Consider the following 20562-nt stretch of genomic DNA (forward strand, 5'->3'; position numbering starts at 1 on the left):
AGGCTCCTCCAAATTCGGTGCAATATAATTAAGTACAAAACTATCCATGGAAACGTCGTTGTCAATTGTTTTTTATCATTGTCGACAAAACAATCCGCGTGTTAGAGCGGAAAAACGCGGAGAAACAGGCATGGCAAGAACTGACGAGCGTTTCCGGGAGGCCTATAACCAGCTTCTGGATTATTGCGCCGGCAGGCAGGCAGGCGATCAGTTGCCGGCCGAACTGGCGCTGGCGCAACAACTCGATGTCAGCCGCACGGTCGTGCGCTCCGCCCTTGAGCGACTCAATGCGGAAGGCCTGATCAGTTGGGAAGGTCGCTCGAAAACCCTGCTCCGGCTTCCAAGTGAAACAGACAGGCTCGCCGTTCAGTCCACCCAGCCGTCGGAGGATGAGTTGGAGCGCCAGTTTCTCGACTGGGTCCTGCGCTTCGACGTGCCGCCCGGAACGGCGCTGAACGTGACGGAACTGTCGCGCAAATTCGGCGTGCAGGCCTATGGCCTTCAGGAGTTTCTCGCCTCGCTGAGCCGTTTCGGGCTGGTGCGCAGGCGACCCAGGGGCGGATGGGAACTGGTCGGCTTCACCCGCGATTTCGCGATCGAGCTTTCCGACTTCCGCACCATACTCGAACTCAATGCCGTCTCGCATCTCGTTGCCCTGCCGCAGTCCCATGGCATATGGAAACAGCTCGAGGACCTCAGAAACGACCACATCCGGCTCGCCGAGGATATCGATCAGCGCTATCACGATTTCTCGCTGCTCGATGAACGCTTCCACACCGCCATCGGCAGCGTCGTGAAGAACCGTTTCGTCGCGGAATTCCAGAAGGTCATCACGCTCGTCTTCCACTACCACTATCAATGGGACAAGAAGGACGAGCGCGACCGTAACCTCGCCGCGATCGGCGAGCATCTGAGAATTATCGACGCGCTGAAAGCGCGCGAGGAACAGGCCGCCCTGGCGACGGCCCGCGACCACCTGAAGACCTCGAAACAGACGCTCCTGTCATCGATGCGCAGCCACGCCTTGCTCTGAACGGCTCTCACGCCAGGGCGATACGGCCGAAATGCTTGCCGCCGGCGATGCAGAGGCTTCGTACCTACCCGGCTTCAAGTTCATACCAGCGGTAGACCTCCGCCGGCGTGTCATGGACTTTCAGCACATCGATCATCATACGGTACAGGTTTGCGGCGATGGCGGCGTCCTCGATCGGCGCCTGCTGGCGCGGATCCGCCTTCAAGTCATACAGCCGGGTGCCGAGATCATCGAAGCCCTTGCCGTCATTATAGGGCACACGCTTGGCGTCGCGGCGTGCTTCGATCGCGAGCACCGGAACGCCTTTCGTAAAATCGAAGCCCGGATGAAGCCGCGCGGTGCGCAGTTCCTCGATCGTGAACGGGGCCGTCATGTGGTTCGCAACAAGCGTATATTCGCTGAGGCCCTCGCGGGAAAGGTCCGGCGGATAATGGTAGAGCGCGTGTGCGCCATCGGTCACGCCGATGGGGCCTGAAAAAACCCCGAAGACGGCCGCATCGCGGATGGCCTCATCGCGCGCCAGGAGCGGCATGATGCTTCGCCCGGTCACCTCCTGCGGCACGTCCAGACCGTGGATATCCATGAAGGTCGGCATCAGATCGGTCGTCTGCGTCAGATGCTTGCGGCGAGTGCCCGCATGTTGCTGGTGATCGGGATGATGGATCATCAGCGGAATGTGGGATACCTCGTCATAATAGGGCATTCGGCATTTGCCCCACCAGTCATGTTCGGAAAGCAGGAACCCGTGGTCAGTCGACAGCACGACGCATGTGTCCTTCCACATATCGTGTTCGTCCATATAGTCGATCAACCTGCCGAAATATTCATCGCACATGGCGACGAGCGCCGCGTAGTTCGCGCGGATCTCCGCGATTTCCTCGGGGCTTTCAGTCACGCGGTCATAATGCGGCCAGTCGAGCACGCCGCCATTGTAGCCCGTCTCGTAGGCTGCCTTGAAACGGTCGGGCGCGTGGAAGGGTTCATGAGGATCGAAGCACTCCAGCATCAGGAACCAGTCGTCGGCCGTACGGTTGCGGTCGAGGAACTCGAAGGCCGATGCGAAGCATCGCGGGCCGGGAAAATCCTCTTCCGCCACGATTGTCTCGCGATTGATCGCGTGCTGCAAACGCTTGTCAGGCTTCTCGGTGTTGTAATGGCGCGCATCGAACTTTTCCCGGATTCGGTCCAGCGGCGGCTTCACCATGGCAACCCAAGGATCGTATTCCTGTCCGCGGATAAAATCGTAGCTTGAAAAGCGCGTGTGAAACCCATGCCCGCCATCCTCGAAATAATGCAGATGGTCCGTGATCAGATGGGTGTAGACGCCGCTCCGCTTCATGATATCGGCAAAGGAATTGTCGAATGGTTCCAGAGGTCCCCATGAGCGGTGGGTGAAGTTCAGACGCCCCCCATGCATGTCGCGACGCGCGGGCATGCAGGGCAGCGAGCCGACATAGTGACTGTCGAACGTCACCGCGCGGGCGGCGAAACGATCGAAGTTCGGCGTCTTCACCGCAGTTCCGCCGTAAGCGCCGAGCGCGGCGCGGTTCAGACTATCAAACAAGACGAAAATGGTTCTCATGAATGCTCCTTCCGCAGGAATATGGCGGAGCTATCCATGAAATGATAATGAATGTTGGTTGGCCCGCAATAACTGAAAGATATCGCCCTGACCCGGCCCGTGCCCGGTTCCCGGCATATTGAGAATCCCCAGGCCTCCGGGCGACCGACCGCGCGCGAACCGTCGCCGAAAAGAAACGCCTGAGCCGCCCCCACGCTGACGGAAAACCTCTCGTTGCCCGGGACAGGCCCGGGCATGACGAAGCCTACTCAACAAAAGAAAGGGGCGGATCGCTCCGCCCCCTGCTCAATGGCTTATGAAAAATGGACCGTACTGGTCGCTTACTTCCAGTCGCGGATGTCCACGAAATGGCCCTCGATGGCGGCGGCGGCGGCCATGGCGGGCGACACCAGATGGGTGCGGCCCTTGTAGCCCTGACGGCCCTCGAAATTGCGGTTCGAGGTCGAGGCGCAGCGCTCCTCCGGCTTCAGCCGGTCGTCGTTCATCGCCAGGCACATGGAACAGCCCGGCTCGCGCCATTCGAAACCGGCCTCGAGGAAAATCTTGTCGAGGCCTTCGGCTTCCGCCTGTTCCTTGACGAGTCCGGAGCCCGGCACGATCATGGCGTTGACAGTGCTTGCCACCTTGCGGCCCTTGGCGACGGCGGCGGCCGCGCGCAGATCCTCGATGCGGCCATTGGTGCAGGAGCCGATGAACACGCGGTCGACGGCAACGTCAGTCATCTTGGTTCCGGGCGTGAGCCCCATATATTTCAGCGCCCGCCACTTGGAGCTGCGCTTGTTCTCGTCCTTGATGTCGTCCGGGTTCGGCACTTCGCCGGTGATGGCGATGACATCTTCCGGAGACGAGCCCCAGGATACGATCGGCGGCAGGTTGGCGGCATCCAGCACCACCACGCGGTCATATTCCGCGCCCTCGTCAGTCGTCAGCGACTTCCAGTATTCAACCGCCTTGTCCCAGGCCTCGCCCTGAGGCGCGCGCGGACGGCCCTTGATGTATTCGAAGGTTTTCTCGTCCGGCGCGATCAGGCCGGCGCGGGCGCCGCCTTCGATCGTCATGTTGCAGACCGTCATGCGGCCTTCCATGGAAAGGTCGCGGATCGCCTCGCCGGCGAACTCGATGACATGGCCGGTGCCGCCTGCCGTGCCGATCTCGCCGATGATCGCCAGAATGATATCCTTGGCGGTGACGCCTTCCGGCGCCTTGCCATCGACGCGCACCAGCATGTTCTTGGCCTTGGACTGGATCAGCGTCTGGGTGGCGAGCACATGCTCGACCTCCGACGTGCCGATGCCGTGCGCCAGCGCGCCGAAAGCGCCATGCGTCGAGGTGTGGCTGTCGCCACACACGATCGTCATGCCCGGCAGCGTGAAGCCCTGTTCGGGGCCGACGATGTGGACGATGCCCTGGCGCTTGTCCTTTTCGGAGTAATATTCAACGCCGAAATCGAGCGCGTTCTGCGCGAGGGCGGCCACCTGGATGCGGCTTTCCTCGTTCTTGATGCCGTTGACGCGGTCCGGCGTGGTCGGGACGTTGTGGTCGACGACGGCAAGCGTCTTGACCGGCGCGTGGACCTTGCGGCCCGCCAGACGCAGCCCTTCGAACGCCTGCGGACTGGTGACTTCATGCACCAGGTGGCGATCGATGTAGATGAGACAGGTGCCGTCATCCTGGCTGTCGACCAGATGATCGTCCCAAATCTTGTCGTAAAGTGTGCGCGCTTTGCTCATGGTTTCATGACCCATATGTCGAGATAAAAGGAAAAATACGGCGGGAAGCCGACTGTGACGCTGAAGGCGATCAGCTAAGTCGGGCGTTGAGCGCGCCGGAAATCATCGCAAAGAACCGTCCCGGCAGGCGCTTCCTGTCCTGCAGAACGAAGGGCCGCGGCGATACGGCCTGATTGCGATGGTCTATGGTCCTCATGGACCGGGTTATTAACAGCTTTCCGCGGGGACGGCAATCACTTCCGGCGCGGCTCAAAACCGGCCCGACCCCGTCACGCTGGCGGGAAAACGCCCGGGGAGGCATCGCGCGCAAGTCTGGCCTTCTGCCGCATCCGGCGTTCGATGCCGCGCAGGATCAGCGACAGGCCGATGGTCAGCAGCAGGTAGATATAGGCGACGATCGAATAGGTCTCGAAGAAGCGGAACGAGCTTGCCGCATAGACCTTGCCCATCTGGGTGATATCGGCGACGCCGAGCACGGACACCAGCGAGGAATCCTTCACCATCGACACGAAATCGTTGGAGAGCGGCGGGAAGATGGTGCGGATCGCCTGCGGAAACACGATCAGCCGGAACCGCTGAAACCGGGTAAGGCCCAGCGCCTGTGCGGCCTCGATCTGGCCCTCGTCCACCGCCTGGATGCCGGCGCGGAATATTTCCGCGATGAAGGCTGCGTAACCAATGGTGAGCGCGATGATCGCCCGCCACATCAGCGAGAAATCCCGCACCACGATCTTATCCATCACGCCGGAATCGATCAGCGGTGTCAGCAAGAAATTGGCAAATGCCACCATGGCCGGCGCGCCGACGAAGGCGACGTAGAACAGCAGCACCAGGATCGGTATGCCGCGAATGATCTCGACATAGAAACGCGCGGACTGGCGCAGCGCCACATGGCCTGAAAGCCCCATCAGCGCGATCGCCATGCCGATGACCGTTGCCAGCGCGAAGGCGACCAGCGTCACGAACACGGTGACGCCGATGCCCTTGGCGACGATCGCGAACACCTGAGCGTAAAGCCCGTTGACTGCAATCGCGATGCCTGCGGCGCCGGCGAGCGCCAGGAAGGCGTAAAGCCACCACGGCCGCTCGCCCGCATTGCCGGCAGGCAGTTTCTGGAAGCTCATGGCCCGCCTACTGACCCATGGCGTAATCGACGAACCATTTCTGGTTCAGCGCATCGAGCGTGCCGTCGGCCGCCATATCGGAGATCGCGGCATTGAACGGCGCCACGAGATCCGAACCGGGCGGGAAGATGAAGCCGAAATCCTCGGCGCCGAGCGGCTCGCCGATCAGCTTCAGCGCGCCGTTCGAGACTTTCACATAGCCGTTGGCGGCCGTGCTGTCGGTCAGCGCCAGATCGACATCGCCGATCCTCAGAGCCTGGATCGCCGCTCCGATGGTTTCGTAAAGCTTGATGCGCCGGTTCTGCTCGTCGCCGTCCAGCACCTCGTAGACGGCGGTGTAGAACGGCGTGGTGCCGGGCTGGGAGCCGATCAGGCCGTCCTCGAAGGCCGCGAAGCTTTCTGCATCGTCGAATCGGTCCTCGTCGCCGCGCGCCAGCATCATCATTTCGGAATGCATGTAGGGCTCGGAAAAATCGACCATCGCCTTGCGGTCGTCGCGGATGGTGATGCCGTTCATGGCCATGTCGTACTGGCCGTCATGGATCGCCTGGATCATCGCGTCCCAGCTTGTCGTGGTGTATTCGATATCGAGGTTCAGACGCTTTGCGATCTCGGCGACCGCGTCATATTCCCAGCCGATCGCCTCGCCGGTCTTGGGATCGATGAATTGCAGCGGCGGATAGGTGTTTTCGGAAACGACGGTGACAGTCCGTCCGCCAAGGTCGGGCAGTTCGGCGGCAAAGGCCGGGCTTGCAAACGCGCCCAGCGAAACCAGAACCGCGGCGCAAAGGGCGCGTCTCGACAGCATGCTATAACTCCTTGCAGCAGATGATTGCCGCAAGGTGTCATATCCGGACGTAACCGCGCAAGCCCGGCGCAGCCCGAAACCGCTTCAGCGAGATCAGTGCAGGCGCTCGCTTTGCTTCTCGGTCTCTTCAAGGGGGCGTCGACTGGAGGGATCAGGATCGTCTTCACTCAGGAATTCGAACACGTCGCGCGTGAGCGCTCTGGCGTGCAGCACGGGTGTGGCAATGGTTCCCAGCGTCGGGGTTGCGCCAGCCACTTTGGCGCGCTTCATGAACATCTCTGCTCCGTTTCGCCGGTCGTCTTTCGGCGGCAATCGGCTTTTCGTTTCAAGGACGCTGTAGATAGGAAGCGATTTCGACTTTTTCTTGTCAAACAAAGCCGCCGCAACCCGGAAATGCAAAAGAGCCGCGCGATGGCGGCTCTTCAGCTATGCGAATTCTACTGGAAGCTTATGCTTCGTTCGCCTTTTCGGCGGCAGCGGCTTCCTTCTCGGCCTTGGCGGCGGCGCGGGCTGCGGCCGCAATTTCGCGGGCTTCGTCGTTCAGGCGACGCGAACGCACCGAGGTGTTCTCGGCAATACGGGCCGACTTGCCGCGACGGTCGCGCAGGTAATAAAGCTTGGCGCGACGGACCTTACCGCGGCGAACGACTTCAACGCCCTCGACCTGCGGCGAGTAAACCGGGAATACGCGCTCGACGCCTTCGCCGTAGGAAATCTTGCGAACCGTGAAGTTCTCGTGGATGCCGCCGCCGGAACGGGCGATGCAGACGCCTTCGAAGGCCTGCACGCGGGTGCGGGTGCCTTCCGTGACGCGAACATTGACGCGCACGGTGTCGCCAGCTTCGAACGGGGGCAGTTCGCGCAGTTCGTTGATGCGCGCGGTTTCTTCAGCTTCGAGCTGCTCGATGATGTTCATCGGTCTTACCTCTTGTCAGTCTTGCTTCAACAGCCAGAGCGCCCGACAATCATCCTTTGGTCAAAGCCGCCGGATTGGCCTCAAAGGGCCGGAGCGTTACGCGGTTCTTCATTTAGGTAACCGGAAACACCGGTCAGGGCGGGCCTATAGACGATTTTTCGGGGCCTGTCACCCCTTTTCAGCGGCTTTCCCATTCCGAGCGCAGCAGGCTCATCATGCATGTGTCCCAGCGCTCGTTCAAAAACCGCGCCGAAGAGCGGCGAACCCCTTCCATGCGGAACCCGAAGGCCTGATAGGCGCGGATCGCCGTTTCATTGAAATCATAGACATTCAGTTCGACCCGCTCGATCGAAGCGTCCTTCAACGCCTCGTCCACAAGACAGGTCAGCATCGGTCGCGCAAGTCCCTGCCCCCGGTGCGCGGGCGCAACCACGATGCGGCAGAGCCGGGCGACGCCATCGAAATGATCATAGAAAATCTCGCAATGGCCAACCACAGCATCGCCCTTTCTCGCCGTGAAGTAGACCCATGCGGGGCGCTCGCCGGTTGAAAGCGCGAGCATCGCGCGCATCTGTGCCGCATCGAGCGGAAAGGTAAGCCGCGTACTCCCCCACTGGGCAAGCGCACGCGCATTGGGAAACCAGCCCGCAAGCGTTTCGAAATCATCTTCGGTAAACGGAACCAGCCGCACCGGTTCAGACATCGTCACCCTCCAACAGGTCCGGCCGTCGCGCGCGAGTCAATTCAAGCGCCTGTTCATGCCGCCATTTGTCGATCGCGGCGTGATTGCCGGAGGTCAGCACCTCGGGAATGCCCTGCCCTTCCCACTCGGCAGGCCGGGTATAATGCGGATGTTCCAGAAGGCCGTTCTCGAAGCTTTCATGGGTGCCGGATTCGGCATTGCCCATCACGCCCGGCAGGACCCTGACGACCGCATCGAGCAGCGTCAGCGCCGCCGGTTCGCCGCCCGACAGGATATAGTCCCCGATCGAAACCTCCTCGAGATTGCGCCCGTCAATCACCCGCTGGTCAACGCCCTCGAAGCGGCCGCAGACGATAACCGCACCGGGGCCTTCGGCCAGCTCCCGCACCCGCTGCTGCGTCAGCGGCCGTCCGCGCGGGCTCATCAGCAGCCGGGGCCGGGCGTCATCGCCGGAAACGGCGTCGATCGCCTTGGCCAGAACGTCGGCGCGCAGCACCATGCCCGCCCCGCCGCCGGCAGGCGTATCGTCGACGCTTCTGTGCCTGTCCTCGGCAAAATCGCGGATATTGACGGCATCGAGCGACCAGTCGCCGCGCTCGGCAGCCTTGCCCGCGAGCGAGAAGCCCAGATGGCCAGGAAATATCTCCGGGTAGAGCGTCAGCACTGTTGCCTTGAAGCTCATGGCGCGGCCTTCACGCGCCGCCGGCGCCGGGAAAATCCGGGTTGTCATCGTCGTTTTCGTCGATCAGGCCGGCGGCCACCGGATCGATCAGGATGCGCCCGTCCTCGAAATCCACCTCCAGCACCGCGTTCTCGTTGAACGGGATCAGCACCGGGCGGCGGCCGGGGCCTTTCAGCTCCAAGAGATCGCCGGCGCCGAAATCGAACACCGCGCTGACCGCGCCGTAATTGTTGCCGGCGTCGTCGAAAACGTCGAGGCCTTCGAGATCGGCATAGAAATATTCGTCGTCGTCGAGCTCGTCGTCGGGCAGGTTCTCGCGTTCGATGTAGAGGTCGAGACCGCGCAAGCCCTCGGCGGCGGTGCGGTCATTGACCCCGCGAAAGCGGATTACCACCATGTTGTTCTTGCCCGGCCGGATTTCGAGAATCTCGAAACTGCGGCCGTCTTCGGCATGAAGATGGCCGTAATCGCCGACGGAAAGCGGATTGGCGCTGAAGCAGCGCACCCGCACATCGCCGCGCAGCCCCTGCGCCGCGCCGATGCTCGCCATCAATACCGGGTCTTTCAGCTTCACCATGGTCCCACCTCGAAATTTATCTATGCCGTTTCGGGCCAAAGGAAAAGGGCCGGACGCGAGCGCCCGGCCTTTTATCAGCTACCCCATTCCCGGCGTCACCCTCGGGCTTGACCCGAGGGTCCAGGCGACGTTCTCCGAGCGGCCTGGATGCTCGGGTCAAGCCCGAGCATGACCCACGAGAGAACGAGGCATTACAAGCAATAGCGCAGCACCCTGCCCCAAGGCAGCACCGATGCGCCGGCCCCCGCCTTATTCCGAAGCTTCGGCGGTCGCTTCGGCAGCGGCAGCGGCGGCTTCTTCGGCCTTCTGCTTCTTCTCGGCGGCGCGCTCTTCGGCCTTCTTGCCAGGCTTTGCCTTGTTCGGGTTGTTGCGGGCCTTGCGCTCGACAATGCCGGCTTCGGCGAGGAAACGAAGAACACGGTCGGTCGGCTGGGCGCCGGTGCCGAGCCAGTACTTCACGCGCTCTTCATCGAAGGTGACGCGCTCTTCCGAATCCTTCGGCAGCATCGGGTTCCAGTGGCCGAGCTTCTCGATGAAGCGGCCATCGCGCGGGGAGCGCTCGTCGGCGGCGACGATGTGGTAGTACGGACGCTTCTTGGAGCCGCCGCGGGCGAGACGAATCTTGATTGCCATTTTCTTTTCTCCTTAGGTGGCCTGTTTGGCCTTACTGTTCGATGCCGCTGTGTTCGGCGGCGATCTGCTCATGGTGCCGAATAACTTCCTTGATAATGAAATTCAGGAATGTCTCGGCAAAGTCGGGATCGAGGTCGGCGCTTTTCGCCAGAGCCCGAAGCCTCGAAATCTGCTGTTCCTCCCGCGCCGGATCGGCTGGCGGAAGATCATGCTCGGCCTTCAGGTGCCCCACCGCCTTGGTGCAGCGGAACCGTTCGGCCAGGATATGCACCAGTGCGGCATCGAGATTGTCGATCGACTGGCGGTATTGCAGAAGCTGCTGGCGGATTTCAGTGTCGTTCATTTATTTCTTCCCCTTGCCGAAACCGCCGAGCCCCGGAAGCTTCGGCCCGCCAAGGCCAGGAAGCCCGCCAGGCATGCCGCCGCCGAGACTGCCGGCCTGCTTCTGCAGTTCGGCAAGCTGGTTGGCGTCGAGCTTGGAAAGGTCGGGCATGCCGCCCATTCCGCCCGGAAGGCCGCCCGGCATGCCACCGCCGCCACCGAGCATGCTCATCATCTGCTTCATCTTGCCTTTGCCCTTGCCGCCCATGGCCTTCATCATGTCGGCCATCTGGCGGTGCATCTTCAAAAGCTTGTTGATGTCGGCGGCAGACGTGCCGGAGCCGGCGGCGATGCGCTTCTTGCGCGAATTCTTCAAAACGTCCGGATGGGCGCGCTCATATCTGGTCATCGACGAGATGATCGCGAGCTGGCGCTTGAACACGCTGTCGTCCATGCCGGCGGCCGCCAGCTTGTCCTTCATGCCGCCCATGCCCGGCATCATACCCATGATGCCGCCCATGCCGCCCATATTCTGCATCTGCTTCAGCTGTTCGGCCATGTCGTTGAGGTCGAACTTGCCCTTGGCCATTTTCTCGGCCATGGCGCGGGCCTTGTCGGCGTCGATCGTCTCGGCGGCCTTTTCCACCAGCGAGACGATATCGCCCATGCCGAGAATGCGATCGGCGATGCGCTTGGGGTGGAACTCCTCCAGCGCATCCATCTTTTCGCCGGTGCCGATCAGCTTGATCGGCTTGCCGGTGACCGCGCGCATCGAAAGCGCAGCGCCACCGCGACCGTCGCCATCCATGCGGGTCAGCACCAGGCCGGTAATGCCGACGCGGCTATCGAAATTACGCGCCAGATTGACGGCGTCCTGGCCGGTGAGACTATCGGCCACAAGCAGGATTTCATGCGGGTTCGAGACCTTGCGGATATCCGCCATCTCGACCATCAGCGGCTCGTCGATATGGGTGCGGCCGGCGGTATCGAGGATGACGACGTCGTGGCCGCCGAGCTTCGCCGCCTGCACCGCGCGCTTGGCGATCGCGACCGGGTCCTGGCCCTTGATCACCGGCAGCGTGTCGACCTTGGTCTGCTCGCCGATCTGCTTCAGCTGCTCCTGCGCCGCGGGCCGGCGGGTGTCGAGCGAGGCCATCAGCACGCGCTTGCGGTCGCGGTTCGTCAGCCTTGCGGCGATCTTGCCCGTCGTCGTGGTCTTGCCCGAGCCCTGCAGGCCGACCATCATGATCACGACCGGCGACGGCGCGTTGAGATCGATGGTGACGCCCTCGGCGCCCAGCATCTCGACCAGTTCGTCATGCACGATCTTGACGACCATCTGGCCGGGCTTGATCGATTTCAGAACATCCGCGCCAACGGCCTTTTCCTTCACCTTCGCGGTGAAGTCGCGCACCACTTCCAGCGCGACGTCGGCCTCCAGCAGGGCGCGCCGAACCTCGCGCAGGGCCGCCGAAACATCGGCTTCCGAAAGCGCGCCGCGTCCGGTCAGTCCCTTGAGGACGGAACCAAGGCGGTCCTGGAGGTTTTCAAACATGGCCCATTCCCCTTTCGTTTCGGCTTGTCGTCAGGTCGAAACGTTGGCACAGCAGCCGGCAAATACAAGACGCAAAGCAAAAATCCATCCGAGGGCGCATCGCGCTGTCGGATGTTGACCTCCGGGCTCTCTTTATACCTTTGCGGGCCCCGGTCGGCTGCTGAACGTCTTGCTGTCAGCTGATTGAGGCGGATAAACAGGAAGATTGCGGCAAAGTCAAGCCTGCCCCGGCGACCGCCCCCATGGAACTTTCCTCGGCCCAACCGCATATAACGGTATCGACAATGCATCCGGGCGCTCCCGGCGAAGAAAGGTCAAGGGCTCCATGATCCCGGTCAGAACCGTCTTACAGTCAAAGAACCGCTATTACACCGGCCCCAAAAGCGATCATTTCGACGGAAAACTGTTCTTCAATCCCGACGGCATGAACCCGCCCGGCTTTCGCGAAGTCATCAAATGGCAGATCAACAACAAGAAGTCGCTCTGGCCGAAGCAGGTCGAATGTGCGTTCACGCCGGCGAAGCCGGATGAACGGGTGACGGGCGACGCCATGCGGGTCACCATGATCGGCCATGCCACGCTGCTGATTCAGGTTGCCGGAATCAATATCCTCACCGACCCGATCTATACCGAACGGGCAAGCCCGTTCGAGGTCGCCGGCCCCAAGCGGGTGTGCGCCCCCGGCATTCCCTTCGAGGACCTGCCGCCGATCGACGTCGCGCTGGTCACGCACAACCATTACGACCACCTAAGCCTGCCGACGCTCGCCCGGCTGCACGAAGCCCACAAGCCGCGCATCGTCACGCCGCTTGGCAATGACACGATCATCCGCTCCAAGGTCCGCGAGGCCGATATCACCGTGCTCGACTGGGGCGCGCAGGCGCCGCTTCCGGGCGGCCTCAGGGTCTTTGCCGAGCCCTGTCACCACTGGTCCGCGCGCGGGGTCGCCGACCGGCGCATGGCGCTCTGGGCCGCCTTCGTGATCGAGACGCCGGCCGGGCTGATCTACCATATCGGCGACACCGGCTTTCACGAGGGCCGCAATTACGAGGCGGCGGCAAAGAAATACGGCGGCTTCCGGCTCGCCAACCTGCCGATCGGCGCCTATGAGCCGCGCTACTTCATGAAGAACGAGCATCAGGATCCGGTCGAGGCCGTCAGCGGCTACGAGCTCTGCAACGCGGCTTACGCCTGCGGCCACCATTTCGGCACATTCCAGCTCACCGACGAAGGACGGGACGATCCGGTCAAGCTGCTGAAATCAGCCCTTGCGGATGCCGGCATTGCCGAAGACAAGTTCCGCCCGCTCGAACCGGGCGAGGCCTTCGACGTGCCGGAGACCGACTAAGATCAGCCCTTCAGCCGCGCCAGCCGTTTCGGGTCGCTGAGATATTTCACCGCGTCGCGGCCGATCCAGCGGCGAGTTCTGTCCTCCGAGCCCGCCAGCTTTTCGGCTAGCGCGAGGGCGGCGGCATGGCAGGGCCTGTTCCGCATGCCGATGTTGCGCAGCGCCCAGTTCACGGCCTTCTTCACGAAATTCCGGTCGTCACCGGCATGGGCCTCGATCAGCGGCAGGAAGGCGATGAAGGTTTCATCCGGCTCGCTCTTGCAGTGAACGGCCGCGCCCGCGACCATGGCGAAGGCCGTGCGGCGCGCGAATTCCCGGTCGTCGGCCGCAAACCGCGCGATCAGCGCCGGATCAAGCCCGGCCTCCACGAACAGGTCGGCGGCCATATCGACCATCTCCCAGGAGGTGAAATCACCGGCGAGCGCGAACATCTCGTCCGGCTTCAGCCTCTCGGGATCGAATGTGAGCAGCGCCAGCAGCTTCGCCTCGCGCACCGGGCTTTGCCACAGCGCGACGGCCCGCCCGTGTTCGACGCCGATCTCGCGGGCGATCTGCCGCAGGGCCGGATTGGAAAGCCCGATGGCGTGTTCCGTCCGGATGCCGACGCGGTCCATGCCCGCAATCAGCGCCGGATCGGCGCTTGCCTCCAGAGCGGCCAGGACGGCATCCGCCGAGGAATTACGTGACAGCATCTGTAAACCTCCGATTCCAATCTCACCGGCCCGCCAGCGAGGCGCCCGTGGATGCCGCGATCTCCCGTTTCCTCAGGGCGTGTTCCCGCCAGATGGTGAAGAACCCGGCGCCGACCACGATCGCAGCCCCGGCCAGCATGTTCATCGTCAGCGTCTCGTTGAACAGCAGCACCCCGAAAAGCAGACCGTAGACAAGCTGCAGATAGATAAAAGACTGCACCGTGACCGCCTCGGTGATCGCAAGCGCACGGATGAGACAGTAGTGACCGGCAATCCCGGTAAAGCAGAGCGCCGTCAGCCAGAACCAGTCGACCGGCAGCATCTCTTCCCAGAAGAACGGCCCGATCAGGCTGGTCACGACCATGCCCACAACGCCGGTGTAAAACAGGCTGACATCGGCGCTGTCATAACGGCCGGCGAGCCGCGTCAACAGCGAGTAGAGCGCAAAGACGCAACAACTCGCCACCGGGATCAGCGTTGCCAGCGAAAACCGTTCGCCCAGCGGATCGATGATGATCATCACCCCCACAAGCCCGCTGATGATCGCCAGCCAGCGCCGCCAGCCGACCCTTTCGCCCAGGATCGGCACCGACAGCAGCGCCACGACGAGCGGGGCCGCCATGAAGATCGCCTGGCTCTGCGCCAGGCCGACGATCGAGAAGGAGAAGATCGCGATCAGGATCTGGGTGATCAGCAGCAGGCTCCGCACGATCTGGAGACCGAGATGATCCGTCCGGATCGCGGCGGCAAAGCCGCCCGGCCGGCGCGCCGCCAGCACCATGACGAAGCCCGCAAACGCCCAGAACCGCACCATGGCGATGAAGAACGGCGAATAAAGCGGGCCGAGATGGCGCGTGATCGCATCCTGCGCGGAAAAGATCGTGACCGCCGCGAAGGCCAGCAGAATGCCCGAGACTTTCATGCCGGCATTCCGGCGCTTCGCCCGGGCGTGTATGCGCAGGCGCTGCGCGCCGGGACTGGCGGGTTCGTCGAACCGGAATGGCGAATGGGCATGGTGAGCGGACTTTCGAAGGCGGTGCGGCCCGCAATAGCGGCGCAGCGCAGTATGTTATCGCTGAACCTAATCACGAAACACCGCCTTGGCAAAGGCCGGCGATGGCCCATGCGGTTCCGTCGGCGGATTTTTCCGGGCTTCACCGCCAAGACTGGTGACGGCGCGCCGATATGCCCATATAAGACCGCATGACTGACAGGAGTGCCGGGCATGAACGACCGCGAACACTGGGCGCCGCTGACGCGCATGAACGGGCTTGGCAACAAGATCCTGGTGATCGACATGCGCGGGCGGACCGACAAGGTCACCCCGCAGGCCGCCATCCGCCTCAACGCCCATCCCGACACCGCCTTCGACCAGATCATGGCGCTTTACGACCCGCGCGAGGATGCCCCCGACGGCTGGATCGACATCCTGAACTCCGACGGATCGATGGCCCAGGCCTGCGGCAACGGCACACGCTGCGTCGTCGACTATCTGTTTTCCGCTGACGGGCGCAGCCATTTCGATTTCCGCACGATTGCCGGCGCGCTCGTCGCCGACCGGTTCGAGGACGGGCGGATTTCGGTGGACATGGGACCGCCGGAATTCGCATGGGAAAAAATTCCTCTCTCCGGCTCGCCCGGCGACACCAAGCATATCGCGCTCTCCGAGCCCTTCGAGCCCGACCCAGCACTGCAGCGCTTTTCGGCGGCCTCCATGGGCAACCCCCATGCCGTGTTCTTCGTGCCGCGCGATGTCGACAGCTACGATCTCCTCGCCTTCGGCCCGCGCTACGAACATCATCCGATGTTTCCCGAGCGCGCCAATATCTCGCTGGCGCAGGTCACCTCGCCGTCCTCGCTGTCGCTGAAGACCTTCGAACGCGGCGCCGGCCTGACGCTTGCCTGCGGCTCCGCCGCCTGCGCCGCCGCCGTCACCGCCGCGCGCACCGGCCGCACCGGCCGCAAGGTCTCGGTCTACGTCCCGGCGGGCGCGCTTGAGATCGACTGGCGCGAGGACGACGACCACGTCATCATGACGGGGCCGGCGGAACATGAATGGTCGGGAAGAGTGGACCCCAACACGGGAGAATGGGAACGTTGAGTTTTTCTTCGTTGGGAAACGCGCTTAACAGCACCCCAGAGTTGTATTAAGCTTACCTCCGCGAGGGGGATCCAATGGCCACAGCATCCAATGACGGTCATTCAGGACTGCAGAGAAAGTGGCATCACCGGCTGACAGCACCGATACGCCAATTCTATAGCAACCCTTCCCGTCCCCAACTGGCTTTTTTCTGGCTCAATTTCGTATTGCCTGCCGGCTTTTATCTACTCGTGTCCGGCACGGTCCATTCGGTAGCCTTTTTTACCTACACCTTCTTCAAATATCCCTATGAACCGAGCTCCGCCCTCCAGATGGCCGCGATTGCCAATCTGGTACTCAAACTGATCTTCTTTCTCGGCATTGAGGTAGCCAACCTCTATGCGATGCGGCGCTTTCGCAGAAGCAGGCTGGCCTTTCTCGCCGCCTTCGTCTTGAACCCGCTTGCCCTGCCCACAGGCATGACGGCCTTCCTGCCTGCCCTTCTCAGCATTCTCCCCACATGGTCCGATATCGTGACTGAAGGGCTTTCTCTGGCACGCACCGGCGCAATTTCACCCTCCTCACTCTTGCTGCTGGTCCTCACCGGCCAGCCCGTCCTGTGAGGAAAGCGAGATGGCAAGTCCTTCCGAACGCCTTGGTAATGCCCTGACAAAACGCTACCGGCGCATGCGCGGCGATAACGCATCACTGGCAGATGCTCTGCTTTCAAGATTGCAGCAGGCGGACCCTGCGCTGAAGGCATTTTTCTGGATCAATTTCATAGTGCCGGCGGCCTACAGATTCTATATCAGCAAGCTCGGTCTCTGGAGCCAGTCGGCAGTCATTGCCCCGTTCAGGCAGGGCCTTGAAAACGGAACATATACATGGGCCGACATCTATGCCGACCCGGCTCGGGCGTTCATGCTCAACTGGTTTCCACTTGAAGTGATGCTCACGTCATTTCTCGTACTGCAGGTTCTGAATGTACGCTGCATGAAGCGGTTTTCTGAGCGCAGGCGGCTGTTTCAGCTTGTCCTTGCCAGCAATTTTCTTGCATTGCCCATCGGCAGTATCGGCATCTTGCCGGTTCTGCCGCGCCTACCCTTTGATCTTGCCACGTATGCCTTCCACCTCTTGCTGCTTTGAAGGACGCCCTTTCATTTCGCGGCCCGTTAGGCCATATAGCGGGCAAACCGGAATCCGAGAATTATGACCGTCCGTACCCTGACATTCGGCTGCAGGCTGAACACCTATGAGAGCGAAGTCATGCTCAAGGCCGCGACCGAGGCCGGGCTTGAGGATGCGATCCTGGTGAATACCTGCGCGGTGACCGGCGAGGCCGTGCGCCAGGCGCGGCAGGCGATCCGCAGGGCGCGGCGGGAAAACCCGTCCACCCGCATCGTCGTCACCGGCTGCGCTGCACAGACCGAGAAGGAGACCTTCGCGCGGATGCCGGAGGTCGATGCGGTGCTCGGCAACGCCGAAAAGCTCGAGGCCCGGCACTATCGCGACCTGCCCGATTTCGGCGTTTCGGCAGAAGAGAAGCTGATCGTCAACGACATCATGAGCGTGCTCGATACCGCGCCGCAGATGGTGGAAAGCATTGATGGCCATGTGCGCGCCTTCCTGCAGGTGCAGAACGGCTGCGACCACCGCTGCACCTTCTGCATCATCCCCTATGGCCGCGGCAATTCGCGTTCCGTGCCGATGGGCGCGGTGATCGACCAGGCCCGCACGCTTGCCGAACAGGGCTATCGCGAAGTGGTGCTGACCGGGGTCGACGCCACCTCCTATGGCGCGGACCTGCCCGGCGAGCCGACGCTCGGCCTGCTGGCGAAGACGCTGTTGAAACAGGTGCCGGAGATTGCCCGCCTCAGGCTGTCGTCGATCGACAGCATCGAGATCGATCGGCATCTGCTCGATCTTCTGGCCGACGAGCCGCGCTTCATGCCGCATCTGCATCTCTCGCTCCAGCACGGCGACGACCTGATCCTGAAGCGGATGAAGCGGCGGCATCTGTCGGCCGACGCGCTGGCCTTCATCGCCAGGGCGCGGGAACTGCGCCCAGGCATCGCCTTCGGCGCGGATTTCATCGCCGGCTTCCCGACCGAAACCGAGACGCATTTCGACAATCTGGTGCGCTTTGCCGAGGAAGCCGATATCGCCCAGCTTCACGTCTTCCCCTATAGCCCCCGCCCCGGCACGCCGGCCGCCCGTATGCCGCAGCTCGACCGGGCGCTGGTGAAGGAACGGGCGCGGCTTCTGCGCGAAACCGGCGCGCGGCTGAAGGCGCGGCACCTCGCCGACATGATCGGCAAAAGGGAAACCGTGCTCACCGAACGCGGCGAGAACGGCCATACCGAAAATTTCGCGCCGGTCGCCACCCCCGGCCTTGAACCGGGCCGGTTCGTGACGGCCCGCATCACCGGCCATGACGGCAAGCGGCTGATGGCGGATTTCAGCCCCGCCTGATAAGGCTTTTGGCCGCCCCGCGTTGACAAGCCTCCGTCGCAGCACGGATATAGGGGCAATGCGGGCGCGCCGGCTTGAAACAAACAGGAAAATATTCCCATGGCCCTTGGCTTCATGAAAAACGTCTTCACCTTCGGCAGGAAACAGGCCGCCGAGGAGAGCAAGCCGGAAGACGCAATCGCGCCAAGCGAAGCGGAAGCGGTTACCGCCGGCGAAGACGCCGAGGCCGCTCCTGCCGAAGAAACGCCCGTTGCGACCGAAACGCTCGCCGAGGCGAAGAGCGCCGATCCCTGGGACGATGACAGCATTGTCGGCGGCGTGGTCGGCCCGGGCAGCAAGCCGCAGCAAGAGGCGGAGAACGAAGCCGAGGCGTTGCCCGCCGCCGAGACGCATGAGGCCGAGCCGGAGCCGCGACCCGTTCCGGCCGAGGAGCCGGAGGAGACCGTCCCGGCCGAAGCAGCCTCCGCCGAGACTGCCGACGCGCCGAAGGCCGACAGCCCCGCCGAGCAGGAAAAGCCTGCGGAAGCGCCCGAACAGCCCGCGATCCGCAATCAGGGCTTCGAGATCGTCACCGGCCGGAAGGCCGAAGCCCCCGCCCCGCAACCCACAAAACGACAGACGTGGTTCCAGCGCCTGCGCGCCGGCCTGTTTCGTACCTCGCAACAGCTTTCCGGCCAGATCGCGGCCCTTTTCACCAAGCGCAAGCTCGACGAGGACGCGCTGGAGGAGCTGGAGGACCTCTTGATCCAGGCCGATCTCGGCGTCGAGACCGCGATGCGGATCACCGACACGCTGTCTTCAGAACGCTACGGCAAGGATGTCAGCGGCAATGACGTGGTGCGCATCATGGCAGGCGAGATCACCAAGGTGCTGACCCCGGTTGCCAAGCCGCTGCAACTCGACCTGTCCCACAAGCCGCATGTGATCCTCGTGGTCGGCGTCAACGGCACCGGCAAGACCACCACGATCGGTAAGCTGGCGGCAAAACTGACCCGCGCGGGCCTGAAGGTGACGCTCGGCGCCGGCGACACGTTTCGCGCGGCCGCGATCGAGCAGCTGAAAATCTGGTCGGAGCGCACCGGCGCGGAATTCGTGGGTACCAAACTGGGGGCGGATGCGGCGGGCCTTGCCTATGACGCCTTCAAGCGCGGCCAGGAAAACGGCTCCGATGTCGTGATCATCGACACCGCCGGCAGGCTGCAGAACAAGGCCGAGCTGATGGACGAGCTTGCCAAGATCGTGCGCGTGCTCGGCAAGCTCGATCCCGACGCCCCGCATACGGTGCTGCAGACGCTCGACGCCACCACCGGCCAGAACGCCATGAACCAGGTCGAAATCTTCCGCAATATCGCCGGCGTTTCGGGGCTGGTGATGACCAAGCTCGACGGCACCGCGCGCGGCGGCATTCTGGTGGCGATCGCCGCCAAACACAAATTGCCGGTCTATTTCATCGGCGTCGGCGAGGGCATCGACGACCTCGAACCCTTCGAGGCCGCCGAATTCGCCGAGGCGATCGCCGGCCGACAGGTGGAAGAGCAGGATTAAGGCGTCGCTTTTCGTTCAACGCCCCGAAATTCGCCGCTTTTGGGGTTGATGAGACGCGGCCGACAGGCCACTTAGCAGATCACGATCAAGAAACCGGCGGGACGATGACCGACACCACGAAAAAACTGACCACGGAGCAGAAGGAAGAACCGTTCCTGAAGCTTGCCTTCGAGCTCGGCCCGCTGATGGTGTTCTTCTTCGCCAATTTCCGCGGCGAATGGCTGATGAACACCTTTCCGGCACTGTCCGTGTTCGGCACGCCGCTTCTGGTGGCGACCGCGCTTTTCATGATCGCGACCGTTATATCGCTGATCGGATCGCGGATCGTGCTCGGCAATATCCCTCTGATGCCGCTGGTTTCGGGCGCGGTGGTGATGGTGTTCGGGGCGCTGTCGATCTGGCTGCAGGACGAGACCTTCATCAAGATGAAGCCGACCATTGTCAACGGGTTGTTCGCCGCCGTCCTGCTCGGCGGCCTCGTCTTCGGCCGTTCGCTGCTCGGCTACGTGTTCCACTCCGCCTTCCGGCTCGATGACGAGGGCTGGCGCAAGCTCACCTTCCGCTGGGGCCTGTTCTTCGTGTTTCTGGCCGTGCTCAACGAGGTGGTCTGGCGTAATTTCTCCGCCGATTTCTGGGTCAATTTCAAGGTCTGGGGCACGATGCCGATCACCATCGCCTTCACGCTGTTCCAGATGCCGCTGATCAACAGGCATACGGTGAACCCGGCGGAGGAAGAAGCGGAGGAGAGCTGACGCCTCTCT

22 protein-coding genes are annotated in these 20562 nt (G+C 62.6%); 8 read left to right on the top strand and 14 right to left on the bottom strand.

What is annotated here, in order from left to right; all coding sequences use genetic code 11:
- Positions 1–130: 130 nt before the first annotated feature.
- Positions 131–1033 (top strand): GntR family transcriptional regulator, encoded by a 903-nt coding sequence (locus tag Mame_RS21060; RefSeq protein ID WP_018064440.1) that lies wholly within the window; start codon positions 131–133, stop codon positions 1031–1033.
- A gap of 64 nt (positions 1034–1097) precedes the next feature.
- On the opposite strand, the gene Mame_RS21065 is transcribed toward Mame_RS21060, so the two are convergent.
- The 12 genes from Mame_RS21065 to ffh all read right to left on the bottom strand — a co-directional run bounded on the left by Mame_RS21065 (position 1098) and on the right by ffh (position 11664).
- Positions 1098–2615 (bottom strand): sulfatase, encoded by a 1518-nt coding sequence (locus Mame_RS21065; protein WP_018064439.1) that lies wholly within the window; start codon positions 2613–2615, stop codon positions 1098–1100.
- A 320-nt stretch (positions 2616–2935) separates the two neighbouring features.
- The gene (leuC, locus tag Mame_RS21070; protein WP_018064438.1) at positions 2936–4345 is read right to left on the bottom strand and encodes a 3-isopropylmalate dehydratase large subunit; all 1410 of its coding nucleotides are present in this window, start codon (positions 4343–4345) and stop codon (positions 2936–2938) included.
- A gap of 269 nt (positions 4346–4614) precedes the next feature.
- A complete protein-coding gene (locus Mame_RS21075; protein ID WP_018064437.1) occupies positions 4615–5469 on the bottom strand; it encodes an amino acid ABC transporter permease in 855 nt (284 codons plus the stop codon).
- 7 nt (positions 5470–5476) lie between these two features.
- Positions 5477–6277: a transporter substrate-binding domain-containing protein gene (locus tag Mame_RS21080; protein ID WP_018064436.1), complete on the bottom strand. Its 801-nt coding sequence runs from the start codon at positions 6275–6277 to the stop codon at positions 5477–5479.
- A 93-nt stretch (positions 6278–6370) separates the two neighbouring features.
- Positions 6371–6652 (bottom strand): hypothetical protein, encoded by a 282-nt coding sequence (locus Mame_RS21085; protein ID WP_155122163.1) that lies wholly within the window; start codon positions 6650–6652, stop codon positions 6371–6373.
- Positions 6653–6725: 73 nt separating this feature from the next.
- Positions 6726–7193, bottom strand: a complete 468-nt coding sequence (gene rplS, locus Mame_RS21090; protein WP_018064434.1) for a 50S ribosomal protein L19 — start codon at positions 7191–7193, stop codon at positions 6726–6728.
- Between the two features lie 178 nt (positions 7194–7371).
- Positions 7372–7896, bottom strand: coding sequence for a GNAT family N-acetyltransferase (locus Mame_RS21095; protein WP_018064433.1), 525 nt, complete (start codon positions 7894–7896; stop codon positions 7372–7374).
- Positions 7889–8578 (bottom strand): tRNA (guanosine(37)-N1)-methyltransferase TrmD, encoded by a 690-nt coding sequence (trmD, locus tag Mame_RS21100; protein WP_026173410.1) that lies wholly within the window; start codon positions 8576–8578, stop codon positions 7889–7891. Before trmD ends, Mame_RS21095 begins: the two co-directional genes overlap by 8 nt.
- Positions 8579–8588: 10 nt before the next feature.
- The gene (rimM, locus tag Mame_RS21105) at positions 8589–9155 is read right to left on the bottom strand and encodes a ribosome maturation factor RimM (RefSeq protein WP_026173409.1); all 567 of its coding nucleotides are present in this window, start codon (positions 9153–9155) and stop codon (positions 8589–8591) included.
- Positions 9156–9404: 249 nt separating this feature from the next.
- Positions 9405–9788: a 30S ribosomal protein S16 gene (gene rpsP / locus Mame_RS21110; protein ID WP_018064430.1), complete on the bottom strand. Its 384-nt coding sequence runs from the start codon at positions 9786–9788 to the stop codon at positions 9405–9407.
- A 31-nt stretch (positions 9789–9819) separates the two neighbouring features.
- On the bottom strand, positions 9820–10131 hold the full coding sequence (locus Mame_RS21115) for a chorismate mutase (RefSeq protein WP_018064429.1): 312 nt from the start codon (positions 10129–10131) through the stop codon (positions 9820–9822).
- Positions 10132–11664, bottom strand: coding sequence for a signal recognition particle protein (ffh, locus tag Mame_RS21120; protein ID WP_018064428.1), 1533 nt, complete (start codon positions 11662–11664; stop codon positions 10132–10134).
- Positions 11665–11989: 325 nt separating this feature from the next.
- On the opposite strand from ffh, the gene Mame_RS21130 reads away from it, so the two are divergent.
- Complete coding sequence (locus tag Mame_RS21130; RefSeq protein WP_018064427.1) at positions 11990–13012, top strand: MBL fold metallo-hydrolase; 1023 nt, start codon at positions 11990–11992, stop codon at positions 13010–13012.
- 2 nt (positions 13013–13014) lie between these two features.
- Here the strand turns inward: Mame_RS21130 and Mame_RS21135 are convergent, their stop codons facing one another.
- Positions 13015–13704, bottom strand: coding sequence for a DNA alkylation repair protein (locus tag Mame_RS21135; protein ID WP_018064426.1), 690 nt, complete (start codon positions 13702–13704; stop codon positions 13015–13017).
- 22 nt (positions 13705–13726) lie between these two features.
- Positions 13727–14626, bottom strand: coding sequence for a DMT family transporter (locus tag Mame_RS21140; protein WP_018064425.1), 900 nt, complete (start codon positions 14624–14626; stop codon positions 13727–13729).
- 303 nt (positions 14627–14929) lie between these two features.
- On the opposite strand from Mame_RS21140, the gene dapF reads away from it, so the two are divergent.
- The 6 genes from dapF to Mame_RS21170 all read left to right on the top strand — a co-directional run bounded on the left by dapF (position 14930) and on the right by Mame_RS21170 (position 20553).
- A complete protein-coding gene (gene dapF / locus Mame_RS21145) occupies positions 14930–15805 on the top strand; it encodes a diaminopimelate epimerase (RefSeq protein WP_018064424.1) in 876 nt (291 codons plus the stop codon).
- Between the two features lie 74 nt (positions 15806–15879).
- The gene (locus Mame_RS21150) at positions 15880–16407 is read left to right on the top strand and encodes a hypothetical protein (RefSeq protein ID WP_155122164.1); all 528 of its coding nucleotides are present in this window, start codon (positions 15880–15882) and stop codon (positions 16405–16407) included.
- Positions 16408–16417: 10 nt separating this feature from the next.
- The gene (locus Mame_RS21155) at positions 16418–16930 is read left to right on the top strand and encodes a hypothetical protein (RefSeq protein WP_018064422.1); all 513 of its coding nucleotides are present in this window, start codon (positions 16418–16420) and stop codon (positions 16928–16930) included.
- 63 nt (positions 16931–16993) lie between these two features.
- Positions 16994–18256 (top strand): tRNA (N(6)-L-threonylcarbamoyladenosine(37)-C(2))-methylthiotransferase MtaB, encoded by a 1263-nt coding sequence (gene mtaB / locus Mame_RS21160; protein WP_018064421.1) that lies wholly within the window; start codon positions 16994–16996, stop codon positions 18254–18256.
- Positions 18257–18355: 99 nt separating this feature from the next.
- A complete protein-coding gene (gene ftsY / locus Mame_RS21165; RefSeq protein WP_018064420.1) occupies positions 18356–19801 on the top strand; it encodes a signal recognition particle-docking protein FtsY in 1446 nt (481 codons plus the stop codon).
- 104 nt (positions 19802–19905) lie between these two features.
- Positions 19906–20553: a septation protein A gene (locus tag Mame_RS21170; protein ID WP_018064419.1), complete on the top strand. Its 648-nt coding sequence runs from the start codon at positions 19906–19908 to the stop codon at positions 20551–20553.
- Positions 20554–20562: the final 9 nt, after the last annotated feature.

The sequence above is a fragment of the Martelella mediterranea DSM 17316 genome, from assembly GCF_002043005.1.
GTDB classification, from domain to species: Bacteria; Pseudomonadota; Alphaproteobacteria; order Rhizobiales; family Rhizobiaceae; genus Martelella; species Martelella mediterranea.